The organism is Micromonospora sp. AMSO12t (assembly GCF_008806585.1).
Taxonomy (GTDB): domain Bacteria; phylum Actinomycetota; class Actinomycetes; order Mycobacteriales; family Micromonosporaceae; genus Micromonospora; species Micromonospora reichwaldensis.
The window spans coordinates 1-13,375 of the sequence record NZ_WAAS01000179.1 but is presented as its reverse complement, the minus strand read 5'-3'; the positions used below and the strand labels follow the sequence as shown (position 1 = coordinate 13,375).

General features: G+C 71.0%; 10 protein-coding genes. 4 read left to right on the top strand and 6 right to left on the bottom strand.

Annotated elements, in window-relative coordinates; all coding sequences use genetic code 11:
* The first annotated feature begins 225 nt into the window (after positions 1-225).
* Positions 226-906, top strand: a complete 681-nt coding sequence (locus F6X68_RS22695) for a maleylpyruvate isomerase N-terminal domain-containing protein (protein WP_151456177.1) — start codon at positions 226-228, stop codon at positions 904-906.
* 15 nt (positions 907-921) lie between these two features.
* Here the strand turns inward: F6X68_RS22695 and F6X68_RS22690 are convergent, their stop codons facing one another.
* A complete protein-coding gene (locus tag F6X68_RS22690; protein ID WP_370518975.1) occupies positions 922-4,977 on the bottom strand; it encodes a replicative DNA helicase in 4,056 nt (1,351 codons plus the stop codon).
* A gap of 527 nt (positions 4,978-5,504) precedes the next feature.
* Between F6X68_RS22690 and F6X68_RS22685 the strand changes: the two genes are divergently transcribed.
* On the top strand, positions 5,505-7,112 hold the full coding sequence (locus F6X68_RS22685; protein WP_151456175.1) for a hypothetical protein: 1,608 nt from the start codon (positions 5,505-5,507) through the stop codon (positions 7,110-7,112).
* 216 nt (positions 7,113-7,328) lie between these two features.
* Here the strand turns inward: F6X68_RS22685 and rplI are convergent, their stop codons facing one another.
* From rplI to rpsF, 4 genes are all read right to left on the bottom strand, one after another.
* Entirely contained in the window at positions 7,329-7,775 is a 447-nt protein-coding gene (rplI, locus tag F6X68_RS22680) for a 50S ribosomal protein L9 (RefSeq protein ID WP_151456174.1), read from the bottom strand.
* A 14-nt stretch (positions 7,776-7,789) separates the two neighbouring features.
* Entirely contained in the window at positions 7,790-8,029 is a 240-nt protein-coding gene (gene rpsR / locus F6X68_RS22675; RefSeq protein WP_007073789.1) for a 30S ribosomal protein S18, read from the bottom strand.
* A 41-nt stretch (positions 8,030-8,070) separates the two neighbouring features.
* The gene (locus F6X68_RS22670) at positions 8,071-8,613 is read right to left on the bottom strand and encodes a single-stranded DNA-binding protein (RefSeq protein ID WP_192581503.1); all 543 of its coding nucleotides are present in this window, start codon (positions 8,611-8,613) and stop codon (positions 8,071-8,073) included.
* 81 nt (positions 8,614-8,694) lie between these two features.
* Positions 8,695-8,985 carry a 30S ribosomal protein S6 gene (gene rpsF / locus F6X68_RS22665; protein ID WP_121397433.1) on the bottom strand — a complete coding sequence of 97 codons (291 nt, stop codon included), beginning with the start codon at positions 8,983-8,985 and terminating at the stop codon, positions 8,695-8,697.
* A 639-nt stretch (positions 8,986-9,624) separates the two neighbouring features.
* On the opposite strand from rpsF, the gene F6X68_RS22660 reads away from it, so the two are divergent.
* Positions 9,625-10,416 (top strand): deoxyribonuclease IV, encoded by a 792-nt coding sequence (locus F6X68_RS22660; protein ID WP_151456172.1) that lies wholly within the window; start codon positions 9,625-9,627, stop codon positions 10,414-10,416.
* The gene (locus F6X68_RS22655; protein ID WP_225852368.1) at positions 10,413-12,977 is read left to right on the top strand and encodes a hypothetical protein; all 2,565 of its coding nucleotides are present in this window, start codon (positions 10,413-10,415) and stop codon (positions 12,975-12,977) included. Before F6X68_RS22660 ends, F6X68_RS22655 begins: the two co-directional genes overlap by 4 nt.
* Before the next feature lie 12 nt (positions 12,978-12,989).
* Here the strand turns inward: F6X68_RS22655 and F6X68_RS22650 are convergent, their stop codons facing one another.
* Entirely contained in the window at positions 12,990-13,316 is a 327-nt protein-coding gene (locus F6X68_RS22650) for a hypothetical protein (protein WP_151456171.1), read from the bottom strand.
* Positions 13,317-13,375 lie beyond the last annotated feature (59 nt).

Genomic DNA, 13,375 nt, shown 5'->3' with positions numbered 1-13,375 from the left:
GCACGGCTACCCGCCGGCCCCCGCCTACGGCCAGCAGCACCACGGCTACCACGGCCACTACAAGCGCAAGAAGCACAAGAGCTTCCTGGACGAGATGTTCGGCTGAGCCACTCCGTCGACCGGGCCGGCTCCTCGACCGGCCCGGTCACCCGTGGTCTGGTGCCACGCCCCGTTCCGCCGCCGTTCGCCGTGCCGAGCGGCGGCGGCCGTGCGACGCTGCGCTCCATGACGCACCGCGGACGACACCTCGCGCTGGCGCAGGCGTACGACGGGATCACCCGCGTCGTCACCGACCTCGACGACGCGGACCTGCAACGGCCCACCCGGTGCCGGGGCTGGCTCGTCGCGGATCTGCTGTTCCACGTGCTCTGCGACGCCCAGCGTGCGCTGGTCGCGCTGGCCAGCCCCGCCGAGGGCCCGCCCGACGTGGACGACGTGACCTACTGGCGCGCGTTCCCGGCCGAGAGGGACGGTGACGGCGCGCGGCACGCCTGGTGGGCCCGCCGCTCCGCAGCCGCCTTCGACCGCCCCGGCGGGATCGTCCGGCTCTGGACCAACACCGCACCCGCCGCCGTACGCGCCGCGGGCGCGGCCGACCCCGACGGCCACGTGACCACCCAGGGGCACGTGCTGCGGGTGCCGGACCTGCTCGCCACGCTGACCACCGAGGCCGTCGTGCACCACCTGGACCTGGTCCTCGACCTGCCCGACGCGCCCCTGCCCGGAGTGCTGGCCACGCGGGTCGCCGTGACCACCATGGACGGCCTGCTCAGCGACGACGCCGTCCGACCGGCCGCGTGGAGCGACGCGGATTACCTGCTCAAGGCCACCGGCCGACTGCCGCTCACCGACCGCGACCAGCTCGAACTCGGCGAGGTCGCCGGCTGGTTCCCCCTGCTGGGCTGACCGGCGCGGCCGCCCTCAGACGATGGCCATGTCCACGAAGCGCGACAGGTGGAGCTGCGCGGCCACCGTCACCGTGTCGGTGGGGCCATTTCTGTGCTTGGCAACAATGAAATCCGCCTCCCCGGCACGCGGCGACTCCTTGTCGTAGTAGTCGTCGCGGTGCAACAGGATGACGACGTCGGCGTCCTGCTCGATCGAGTTGTGGGTGGCGATGCCGTTGGCGATGAAGTTGTGGGTACCGAGGACGGTGGCGTCGAAGACGTCGTGGCTGCCGAGTGACTCGATCGACACGATCTCATCCCAGAAGATGTCGTTCGTGGCGTGCAGGTCGAGGTCGGCGGCTTCGAGGACCGATGCGATCTTCGCAAGCCTGGATCGACTTGGTGCGTGCTTCCACAACGTGCTGCCACAGAACTGGGAGTCGATCGCTGCGGCGAACTCGCGGTGGGTCATGCCGTTCTCCGCCAGGATCTCCCGGACCCGGCCCCACACCTCGCGCGGCACCGTGTCGACGTTGGTGTTGCTGCGCATCGCCGTGAGCGATGTGAGCAGCTCGACGCAGTTGAGCGCCCTGTCTCCGTGCACGCCGATCTCCCGGAGGAACCGCAACTGGTCATCCCGTCCGGAAACGTCAAGCGTGTACTGAGGTCGGTGACGTTCGACCGGCACCACTTTGATCCGAGCGGTGATGCCGTATCGCAGCAGCAGCCGGGATATGTCCTCTAGCATCCGGCGGCTTGTCGACGAGAAGTAGATGCGGCCACCGCGGCCGGACTTGTTCACGGTCACCGAGCCGTCCGTGGCCCACAGGTGCCGGAGGAAGAGTGTGATCTGCTCCTTCGGCATGCCGAAGACCGCCGCCGGGATGAACTTCTCATGCGACCGCAGGCCGAACAGTCCCAGACCGTCCAACCACTCGGCGATCGGATTGCGCCGGCCGCGAGCGAGACGGTAGGGAGCGGGAAGCCTCAGGGTGGTGACCCTGGCCGCCTCGTAGTTGTCACGGATGGCGGTGATGCCGAAATGTTTGGCGGCCTCCGCCACAGCCTGCAGATTGCCTTCGTCGCGGCTCGCGTACCGAATGGGCTGCCGGCGCACGAACGAGCCGTCGCCTAGCAGGTGCGCCAGCAGGACGACCTCCGGCTCCGCCCACGGTCGGATCGTGAGTGGAGGCGGAACGTGCCGGGGGGTGGCGAGACGCGCTCCCGGCGCCAACTCCCCGAGCGGCAACCATCCGGCGAAGGTGAGAAACGGATGGTTCGACGTCGCGTCAATCTGCTTACCCGAGGCCAGCTTCATGCGGAACACCTCCCGATTGCCGCTCGGGAAGACGTGGGTCATCGTTCGCGGGGTGTAGCGCAGTGTCTCGTCCAGCGCCCATACCGGGACGTCCTTGGTTCCGTCGGCGAGCAACTCGCCGAGGGTCACTTCGGAGTTGTTGTCGGCCCGGATCAGCCGGGTCTCCGCCGTCAGGCAGCCCGATTCACGCAGATCGGACAGCTGCGGTCGCTTGTCGGTGCGCTGCTCCGGGCCACGGTTCAGCTGACTGACCGCGATCACCGGGCACTCCACCTCCTTGGCGAGCAGCTTGAGGCCACGGGAGAGGTCCGCGACCTCCTGCTGCCGGCTCTCGGTGCGCTTCGGAGAGGTCATCAGCTGGAGATAGTCGACCACGATCAGCTTGAGGTCGTGCCGCTGCTTGAGCCGGCGCGCCTTGGCCCGGATCTCCATCAGGTTCATGCTCGGCGTGTCGTCGACGAAGAGCGGCGCCTCACTGATCTCGCCCATGCAGCGGGCGAGCTTGGTCCAGTCGTCGTCGGAGAGCTGGCCGCTGCGCAGGACGTGCAGGGGCACGCGCGCCTCGGCCGACAGCAGCCGCATGACGATCTCGACCTTGCTCATTTCCAGCGAGAAGATGGCCGCCGCCTGGTTTGCCCTGATCGCGGCGTTGCGCGCGAAGTCCATGCTCGCCGTGCTGTTGTGTGTCGGGATCATCGCCCGACCCGCAAGGTAGAGGTGCTCGGGATTGTCCACCGTGACGCACCGGACCGGCACGCTCGCCACCGGTCGGACGTCGACGATGAAACGGCTGTCCGTCCGGGAGTTGCTCTCGCTACGGCGCCGCAGCCGGTGCGCCTCCCGCTTGCGGGTCAGGCGGAACACTTCGTCCCTCGTCGTGAAGTTCAAGTTGAAGGCGATCGAGCTTTCCGCGGTGCGCCCCTTGACGGTCTTCCGGCTGACCGAGCAGCGGTACCCGAGACTGACGACCAACTCGTGCACGTCCTCGGCGAGGCGGGGGGACGTCGTGGTGAACTGCACGTTCCCGCTGACGGTCACGGTGCCGTCGGTGTCGAGCAGCCCGGCCAGCAGCGCTCGCCGCTGCGCCTCCGAGGCCCGCAGGTACGCGGCGGGGACGTGCTTGTCGCCCAACACCCCGGCCGCCCGCAGGTAACCACGGAAGGAGCCGTAACGCTTGTGGCAGTCGCGGCACCTGCGACTTGCGTTCCAGGCGCTGGCGTCCACTCTCCCGCAGTGGGCGCAACCTTCGCGCCGCGCCGCAGGGACGAGTCCTTTCGACCGGCCCCCACACGACTGGCCGCAGGTATGGATCGCCGGGCCACGAGGCGTGAAGACGGCGTGGCAGACGACGCATTCACGGTCCGGGATCGCGGGCAGCCGCGGCGGACGAATGGTGTAGACCATCGGCCCCGAAGGTCTGACCTCGAAGCCGTCGGACTCGATTCCGGCCAGGATCTCCGGGTCGACGGTGGTGACCCTTCCTTCCGCCGTGTGGCCGTCGCCGAGCCAGACGCCGAGCGTGTACGGCGCAAGCGGGAGTTCGCGTTCCGGAAGGCGGAGTGCGGCGGCGTTCTCGACCGCATGATTGAGTCGTCGGTCGGCCGTGTTCGTACGCAGGGTCGCTCGTATCTGCTCCGTCGTCACCACGTCTTGCAGCTCCGCCGCCGCCAGGCTCTCCGACCACTGCTCGACACGCTCCAGCAACTGGCGGTAGAGACGGCGGGCCGGATAGGCCCTGGCCGGGCGCACACGCGGGCGCCTGCGCATGACGACGGGCGACTCGTCGGCGATGTCGCGCGTCACCCGGTGGGCGGTGTGCGTGAACTCCGGGCCGAGCACGGCGGCCAGCTCCGCGATCGTGACGTCGTCGCCGGGCGCCGCGCCGGCGGCTGCCCGGTGCAGCCGTTCGATCGCCTCGGGAGACCAGTGGTTGCGGCGGCGGGCGGGGGCAGCGCGGCGGCTTGCCCGCGTAGTGGTCTTCCACAGGTGTTCACCGTCGGCGACGATCACCGAGCCGTCGGAAAACTCGACCTCGTAGCACGGCCGGTCGTGCCGTACCTCGAACGCGGCGGTGACCTTCGTCGGCAGGCCGTCAGCGCTCAGCAACTCGTCGCCGACCTTCACGTCCCCCATGGTGGTCCAGCCCGTCGGCGTGGGAAGGGGGGTGTCCAGCGCGAGCGCCTTACCCAACCCGGGGCGTCCGGCGACGATCACGAGTTGCCCCGCGTGCAGGCCGTTGAGCAGGCGGTCCAGGTCGGTGAAGCCGGTGGGGACGCCGGTCATCATGCCGCCCTGGGCGCCCACCGCCTCGATCTCGTCCAGTGTCGGCTGGAGCATGTCGGCGAGTACGGCGAAGTCCTCGCTGACGCGGCGCTCGGTGATGTCGTAGACCGCCTGCTGGGCGAGGTCGACGACGTCGTCGACGTCGCGGCTGCCGCCCTGAGCCGTGCCGTAGCCCAGCTGCACGATCTTGGTGCCGGCCTCGACCAGACGCCGCAGGACCGCCCGCTCGCTGACGATGCGGGCGTAGTAGGCCGCGTTCGCGGCGGTCGGCACGCTGGCGATCAGCGTATGCAGGTAGGGGGCGCCGCCGATCCGGACGAGATCGCCGGAGTTGGCCAGGGCCGCCGCCACAGTGATGGAGTCGGCCGGCTCGCCCCGGCCGTAGATCTCCAGGATGGTGTCGAAGATGGTGGCGTGCACCGGCCGGTAGAAGTCGTTGGTCTTGAGGATCTCCACGACGTCGGCGACGGCGTCCTTGGACAGCAGCATGCCGCCGAGGACGCACTGCTCGGCGGCGATGTCCTGGGGCGGGGTCTTGTCGAACTGGCCGTCGCGCTGCGGCGGCGGGGACGCGTGCCCCCCGCCCGATCGCGAGTCCGCCCGCATGTCGTCGGTGACCGACACGGGTCCCCCCTCCACTGCGTCGGATCTGGATCCAGCCCTGTCGCCGGGATGGACAACCTCGACCTGCCGGTCGATCGGGGGTCATCGCACGACCGGTCGGGGGCCAACCATACGGAACCCGAGGTCAGCCCCTCAACCACGTCGGTGGACGAGCCTCGGGACAACCTGTGGACGCCGGGGGACAAGCATGTGCGCAGGGTGTGCACAGCCTGTGGACAACGGCTGGGGAATTCTCCGCTGCAAGGTGCTGACCTGCGGAAACACAATCCCCAGCCTGTGGACGGCAAGTTTTCGGTCGAACTGCGCGGTCGAACGTCCCGTACTATCTCCAGCGAACGGCTACACCTGCACAGCGGATTGCGCAATCGGTTGAGAAGGGTCACGCTCCGGCCGTGAGTAACCGGGACTGGGGACGCGGAGAGGGCGGTCCGCGCGAGTCGGTCGCCTCCTGGGACGATCCCGCCGACCCGGCACCGGTCGATCCGTACGAGCACGCTCCCGCGCGGCACCGCACGCCGAGCCGGCGCCGGGCTGTCGAGCGCGGGCAGCAGGAGCCGGTCGACAGCTACCTGCCGCGTTGGGCCCTGGAATCGGGGATCCGCAGCGCCGACGGCGGTGGCCGTCACGCCGCGCCCGACGACGAGGTGGGGATCGAGGCCCACCAACCGCACTCCGGTGCCTGGCGGGCCACGGAGACCACGAACAGCTGGCACCGGGTCAGCGAGACGAGCTGGCGCGAGACCCCGGCGATCGACGCTGTTCCGCAGTCGGAGCACACCGGAGAGTGGACGTTCGGCGCTGCCCAGCAGTCGGAGCACACCGGGGAGTGGACGTTCAACCGTCCGCAGGAGCGGGGATACTCCGGGCGGCGGCGGGCCGAGGACGACCCCGTCTCGGGCTCGGCGCCGCCGAGCCGGCCGAGGCGCCTGCCGTCGCAACGCCCGCAGGTCGTCTGGTCCGGCCTGGAGGAGGCGGACGCGTCCGGGTCCGTACCGGATCGGGAGGCCGAGCGGCCGGCCCGCCGGGGCCGGCGGGCGGCGGAGGACCGCCCCGCCGTCGATCCCTGGGACCGGGAGTCGCACCTCGCCGCGTCCGAGAGCCCACCCTCCCCTCCGGCTGTGGACGCGTGGGACGCGTCGGGTGTGCACGCGTGGCACCCGGCCGGTGAGATCGACCGCTGGGACCACGCCGACACCGGCCGGTGGGACCGGGCCGACGACACCGGCAGCTGGGACCGAAGCGACGGCACGGGTCGGTGGGACCGGACCGACGGCACCGGTGAGTGGCGCCGGTCCGACGACACCGGCGCGTGGGAGCGATGTTCCGACGACGGCGGGTGGGACAGGACCGCGCCGGGCTCCGGCGGGGGCGCCGTGCAGGAATGGTCCTGGCCGGGGCAGGACGACCGGAGCGAGGGTTTCTGGTCGGGCACCCGGCTGGCGGGCGACGATCCCCGCTGGATGGACCCGCCGGCGTCGGCGCCCCGGTCACCCGTGGTGCCCTACTCCGCGCCGCGGCCGCGTCCCGCGCCGCGTCGGCGCGTAGCCGAGCCGGTCGGTGCCGCGACGGCGTCGGCCGTACGCCGTAGGGCCGGGACCGCCGGGGCGGGGGCGTGGGGCCGTCGTATCGAGGACGACCTGCTCGATCCCGATCCTGGCGGTCCGTGGCGGTCGCTGCTCTACACGGTCGCGTGCTATCTGGTGCCGGCGGCGCTGATCTTCGTCTGGTTGCTGACCCTGGACGGACAGGTGCCGGCGGGGTGTGTCACCGACATCAGCGGAGGGGGTTGCGACTCGCCTCGGGCGCGGGCGCTTGGCTCGCTGGCAGCGGGCCTGCCGCGCTTCGGGTTGGCGCTGGCCAGCAGCCTGGTCGTGGCGCTGCTGCTGCGCCGGGTCGGTACGACGTGGCGTTCGGCCAGCGTCGCGCTGGCGGCGGCCGTGGTCGGCGGCGGTCTCTCGACGGTGATGATCAGCGCGGTGACGGGCCAGCCGATCGGCTGACGATCAGCGCGACGACACGACCATGCTGCCGCTGCTAGCCGAAGGCACTGGCTGGTGATCAGCGTGGCCGGCCGGTGGCTGACGCACCGCCGCCCTGGTCGGCCCGCACCGCGACGAGCTGGCCGACCGCGCGAGCGGGAGCATACGCCGCAGGCCGTACACGAACAGGGCCCGCACCGGTCGGTGCGGGCCCTGTCGTGGTGCTCGGGTGAGGTGTCAGCCCTGGACGACGTTGAGGTCGAACTTGGCGCTCACCTCGGGGTGCAGCTTGATCTGCACCGGGTAGGAGCCGGTCGACTTGATCGGACCGGACAGTTCCAGCCGACGACGGTCGAGGACCGGACCACCGGCGGCCTTGACAGCGTCGACGATCTCGGCCGGGGTGACCGAGCCGAAGAGCCGACCGCCGTCGCCGGCGCGGGCCTTCAGGCTGACCTTGAGGCCCTCGAGCTGGCCCTTGACCTCGTTGGCGTGGCCGAGGTCGCGGATCTCACGGGCCGAACGGGCCCGCTTGATGACCGTGACCTGCTTCTCCGCACCCTTGGTCCAGGCGATCGCGAAGCCCTGCGGCAGCAGGTAGTTACGGCCGTAGCCGTTCTTGACCTCGACGATGTCGCCCGGGGCACCGAGGCCGGACACCTCCTGAGTCAGGATGATCTTCATATCGGTGCCTCCTCTCAGCGGGCCGTGGCCGTGTACGGCAGGAGCGCCATCTCACGGGCGTTCTTGACCGCACGGGCGATCTGCCGCTGCTGCTGCGAGGTCACGCCGGTCACCCGCCGAGCGCGGATCTTGCCGCGGTCGGAGATGAACTTGCGCAGCAGCGCGGTGTCCTTGTAATCGATATAGGTGATCCCGTCCTTGTCGAGCGGGTTCACCTTCTTCTTCGGTTTGCGAAGTGCAGCGGCCTTGGCCATTGCTCGTGCTCCTGGTTTGCGATCGCGGGCGCTCGGCGCCATTAGAACGGGGGCTCCTCGTCGAAGTTGCCGCCACCCGAACCACCGCGCGAGGGTGCCGGTGCAGCCGAGGCCCAGGGGTCGTCGAAGTTGCCTCCGCCGCCGCCCTGGCCACCTCCACCACCACCGCCACCGAAGCCGCCGCCACCGCCGCCGCCGGAGCGGGACATCTTCTGCACCTTCGCCGTGGCGTAGCGCAGCGACGGGCCGATCTCGTCGACCTCGAGCTCGATGACGGTGCGCTTCTCGCCCTCGCGCGTCTCGTACGACCGCTGACGCAGCCGGCCCGAGACGATCACGCGGGCGCCCCGCTGGAGCGACTCGGCGACGTGCTCCGCCGCCTGCCGCCACACGGTGCACGCCAGGAAGAGCGGCTCGCCGTCCTTCCATTCGCCGGAGGCCTTGTCCATGAACCGGGGCGTCGAAGCGACCCGGAACTTGGCGACCGCCGCACCGGACGGGGTGAACCGCAACTCGGGGTCATCGGTCAGGTTGCCGATGACCGTGATGGTGGTGTCTCCTGCCATGACCATCTCCTCGCGCACTCATCAGTTCTGCCGTACAGGCTCTCAGAGCCCTCCGACAGTGCCGATGAGGCTGATCCGGGTGGACCGGGGTTGAATGCTTTAGCGCATCTCCGGCCGGATGACCTTGGTGCGCAGCACGGACTCGTTGAGCCGCAGCTGACGGTCCAGCTCGGCCACCGCTGCGGGCGTCGCCTGCAGGTCGATGACGGCGTAGATGCCTTCGGCCTTCTTGTTGATCTCGTACGCGAGGCGCCGGCGGCCCCACACGTCCGTCTTCTCGACCGAGCCACCCGCAGTCCGGATCACGTTCAGGTATGTGTCGAGGGACGGGGCGACGGTGCGCTCCTCGAGGCTGGGGTCGAGGATCACCATGACTTCGTAATGACGCAAGACGTGCTCACCTCCTGTGGGCTAAGCGGCCACGGTCCTTCCGTGGCAGGAGGTCGTGCGTCGTGGCCCGCGCCGGTTCCGGGGGAACCCGGCCGTACGCGGACAACCGGACCAGGATACCCGGTCCCGACGATCATGCCCGGGGTGGTCGGCGGGGCCCTTCCACCGGGCGAGGCGACGGGGGCCCGCGTCGACGTCGCTGTCGATGCGAGCCCCCGTACACGAGGCCGCGGGGCGTCCCGTCCGCATTCCTTGGGTGGGACCTGGGGAGGAACGACCACACCGATGAGGTTGGACCGGGGACGCCCCGCGGAGCTTTATCGTGTTGTTACCTGACGTTACAACGGCTCTTGCCCCTTGTCGGGGGAAATGGCGGAATTCTCCGACAAATTTCCCGATGAGCCCGGTTCCGTCAGGGCGGGCCCCCGCCGCGCCGGGCCGCGCGACGGGGTGCCCCCGCTCTCGGGCGGTTCGACGCGCCTCCGGGACGGGCCGACCAGCGGCCGTTCCGGGCCGGCTGCGGCAACCGTGGATCCCACTCGCATCAACGACCGCCGCCGCTGGGAGGTGACGCGAGGAACGGCGAGTCCGCCACCGCCGTCATCCCGGCTGTCGGCGACGCGACGTAGGCTCCCGTGCATGCGTATCGGAGCCCACGTCGATTCGACCGACCCGGTGGCGGAGGCGACCGCCCGAGGGGCCGAGGCCGTGCAGTTCTTCCTCTCCGACCCCCAGGGGTGGAAGGCGCCGAAGCCGCGGGAGGACGCGGACCGGCTGCGGGCCGCGGGCGTCGACCTCTACGTGCACGCGCCGTACGTCATCAACGTCGCCACCCTGAACAACCGGATCCGGATCCCCAGCCGCAAGCTGCTGCTCGGGCACGCCCAGGCGGCCGCCGCCATCGGCGCCAAGGGGCTGATCGTGCACGGCGGGCACGTCAATGCCGGCGACGACCTGGCCGTCGGCTTCGACAACTGGCGCAAGACCTTCGCGTACGCGGCGGACTCCGGCGGCTTCGGCGTGCCCGTCCTGATCGAGAACACCGCCGGCGGTGACAACGCCTGCGCCCGGCGGCTCGACGCGCTCGCCCGCCTCTGGGACGCCGTCGGCGATCACGAGGTGGGCTTCTGCCTGGACACCTGCCACGCCCACGCCGGCGGCGAGGAGCTGCTCGGGCTCGTCGACCGGGTCAAGGCGATCACCGGCCGGATCGACCTGGTGCACGCCAACAACTCCAAGGGCGCGTTCAACTCCGGCCAGGACCGGCACGACAACCTCGACGGCGGAACGATCGACCCGGAGCTGGTGGTGGCGGTCATCCGCGCGGCCGGTGCACCAGTCATCGTCGAGACCCCGGGCGGAGTCGACGGTCAGGGCGCCGACATCGCCTTCCTACGCGACCGGCTGGGCACGGGGAGCCCGGCGGCATGACGACCGAGCAGTCCGCCCCCGGCAGCCCCCGTCCCGACTCCGCCGCCGAGAAGGCCGACGCCGCCGGGAAGACGGAAGCCGCCGGAAAGACCGACACGACCGGCGCCACGACCGGCCCGGCCGCCGCCAGGACCGGAGGGGCCGAACCCAGGACCGGCGGGGCCCCCAAGGCTGGGGCGGCCGAGCCCAAGGCTGGGGCGACCGAGCCCAAGGCCGGTGGAGCCCGGCCCGGTGCCGGCAAGGCCCATGCCGAGGCCGGGGCACCCGCCGGGGCGGTCGGGTCCGACGGGACCGGCGCGACCGGCGCGACCGGCGCGACCGGCGCGACCGGCGCGACCGGCGCGACCGGCGCGACCGGCGCGACCGAGACGGAAAACGGTAAGACCGACGCCACGGCGGGCGGGGCCGACAAGACCGCAACCAAGGCAGGCAGGGACGACGCCAGGGCGGGCGCAACCGACAAGGACGACGCCAAGGCCGGCTCAGCCGACAAGGTCGACGCCAAGGCCGGCGGAACCGACAAAGACGGCGCCAAGGCGGGTGCAGCCAGCAAGACGGACACCAAGGCGGGCAAGGACGGCGCCAAGGCGGGTGCAGCCGACAAGCCCGACGTCAAGGCGGGCAAGGACGGCGCCAAGGCGGGTGCAGCCGACAAGCCCGACGTCAAGGCGGGCTCAGCCGGTGTGGCCGGGGCCGTCGGCGACGGCGCGGGCAAGGACGGCGCGGGCAAGGACGGCGACAAGGCGGCCGGCAAGAGCCAGGACGGGGGTGACAAGGAGGGCAAGCCGGACCGGTGGGAGGCCTTCGCGTCCGCCCCCGAACCGGTGCCCTCCCGGCTCGGGCGCGCCGCGCGGGCGGTGGGCCGCCGGCTGATCCACGAGTGGACGCTCGCGACGCTCGCCTCGCTGGCGTTGGCCGTGCTGCTGACCTGGCCCACGCTGCGCTACCCGCGACACACCCTGCCGCAGGACTACTGGGACCCCAGCCTCCAGGCGTGGCAGATGGCCTGGTCGGGGCACATCCTGCTGACCAACCCGGCGCAGCTGTGGCAGTCGAACACCTTCTTTCCGGAGTCCTGGAGCTTCGCCTTCTCCGACACCCTGCTCGGCTACGCCCCGGCGGGCATGATCGGCACCGGTCCCGAAGCCGCCGTGCTCCGCTACAACATCATGTTCGTGCTGGCCCACGCGCTCGCCATGCTCGGGGCGTACGCGCTGGCCCGTCAGCTCGGCGCCGGCCGGATCGGCTCCGCGGTGGCCGGGGCGAGCTTCGCGTACGCGCCGTGGCTGCTGGCCCAGGCCGGGCACCTGCACGTGATCTCCAACGGCGGCATCCCGCTGGCGTTGGCGATGCTCGCCCGGGGGCACGGCTGGTCGTTGCGGCACGGGTACCGTCCCGAACGCCGGCACGACGGCTGGGTCTACGCCGGCTGGTTCGTGGCGGCCTGGCAACTCAGTCTCGGCTTCGGCATCGGGCTGCCGTTCGCGTACTTCCTCGCCGGGACCGTGCTGGTCGCGGCCGTCACCTGGTTCCTGCGGCGGTGGGTCGTCCGGCCGGTCAAGCGCCCGTTCGGCCGCCGGTTGCTGATCGCGGACCTGGTCGGCGGCCTGTTCTTCGCCGGTGTCGGCGGCCTGCTGGCCATCCCGTACTTCAAGGTGGCGGGGGCGCACCCGCAGGCGGAGCGTTCCATCGGCGACATCGGCGTCTACTCGCCGCCGGCGGCCGGCTTCTTTACGGCACCCGCCGAGTCGCGGGTCTGGGGCGCCCTGCACGAGGGCGCGCGGGCGGCGCTGCCCTGGCACCCGGAGATGACCCTGCTGCCCGGCTTCGTGCTCTACGCGCTCGCCGCCGGCGGGCTCTTCTTCTCGGTGTGGAAGCTGCGCCACCGGCTGCTGCTGCTCGCCGGGGTGGTGGTGACGATGGTGCTCGCCATGGGCACCCGGTTCTTCGACGGCACCTTCACCTACGTGCCGCTGTTCGACCACCTGCCCGGCTGGAACGGCATCCGCACCCCGGGCCGGCTGATGCTCTGGACCACGCTGCTGCTCGGGCTGCTCGCGGCGGGCGCGGTCAGCGCGTTCGCCACCCGGGTACGGGAGGTCTACGCCGAGCGGATCCCCTCCTGGCCGAGCCCGTGGCTGCGGCTGGCCACTCTGCTGCCGCTGGTGCTGGTGCTCGGCGAGGGGCTGAACGCCACGCCGCACCCGGTCGTGCCGTCCCAGCCGGCCGCGATGCGCACCGTGGAGGGACCGCTGCTGGTGCTGCCGAGCAGCCAGAGCCTCGACCAGCCGGTGATGCTCTGGTCCACCAGCAAGTTCCAGGACCTGGTCAACGGGGGCAGCGGCTTCACCCCGCGCCAACTCGACGACGTACGCCGGGTGACGCTGGCCTTCCCCGATCAGACCAGCGTCGACTACCTGCGCGTCCTCGGCGTACGCAACGTGCTGCTGATGCGGGACCACATCGTCGGCACGCCGTGGGAGGTCACGGTGGACGCACCGGTCGACGGGCTCGGCATCACCCGCGAGGAAGTAGGGAACATCGTGATCTACCGCCTGTGACCCTCATCACCCTCACGTTGACCTCGCAGCAGCCTCCCGGTCGTCCGATCCCCCGAAGAGCTTGCGGGCACCGGAGAGGATCGCCAACACCGCGACCGTGAACAGACCGAACAGCCCGTTCAACCACCAGTCGACCATGTTGGCGGAGAAACACAGGTTCCCCGGTGTGCAGTCGGTGTCGCCGAGCTCGAACCTGCCAGCGATGATTCCGGCAGGAAAGCAGAGCAGCGCGACACAGCCGCCCAGGCCGAAGAACCACCCGGACGCCCGCCGGACGAGGGCCAGGCCGAGCCAGACCGTGACGAGCAGCGCGGGCAGGATCGCGTCGACGGCGCTCACACCGGTTGACGGGGAAGGGACCCCCGACAGGGCGCCATCAGGACGTCACTCGCCGGCCA

What these genes read in the sequence shown, in the direction of transcription:
- F6X68_RS22695 (WP_151456177.1), top strand. Translation starts at nt 226, where the DNA reads ATGACGCACCGCGGACGACACCTCGCGCTGGCGCAGGCGTACGACGGG.
- F6X68_RS22690 (WP_370518975.1), bottom strand. Translation starts at nt 4,977, where the DNA reads ATGCTGCTGTCCAAGGACGCCGTCGCCGACGTCGTGGAGATCCTCAAG.
- rplI (WP_151456174.1), bottom strand. Translation starts at nt 7,775, where the DNA reads ATGAAGATCATCCTGACTCAGGAGGTGTCCGGCCTCGGTGCCCCGGGC.
- rpsR (WP_007073789.1), bottom strand. Translation starts at nt 8,029, where the DNA reads ATGGCCAAGGCCGCTGCACTTCGCAAACCGAAGAAGAAGGTGAACCCG.
- F6X68_RS22660 (WP_151456172.1), top strand. Translation starts at nt 9,625, where the DNA reads ATGCGTATCGGAGCCCACGTCGATTCGACCGACCCGGTGGCGGAGGCG.
- F6X68_RS22655 (WP_225852368.1), top strand. Translation starts at nt 10,413, where the DNA reads ATGACGACCGAGCAGTCCGCCCCCGGCAGCCCCCGTCCCGACTCCGCC.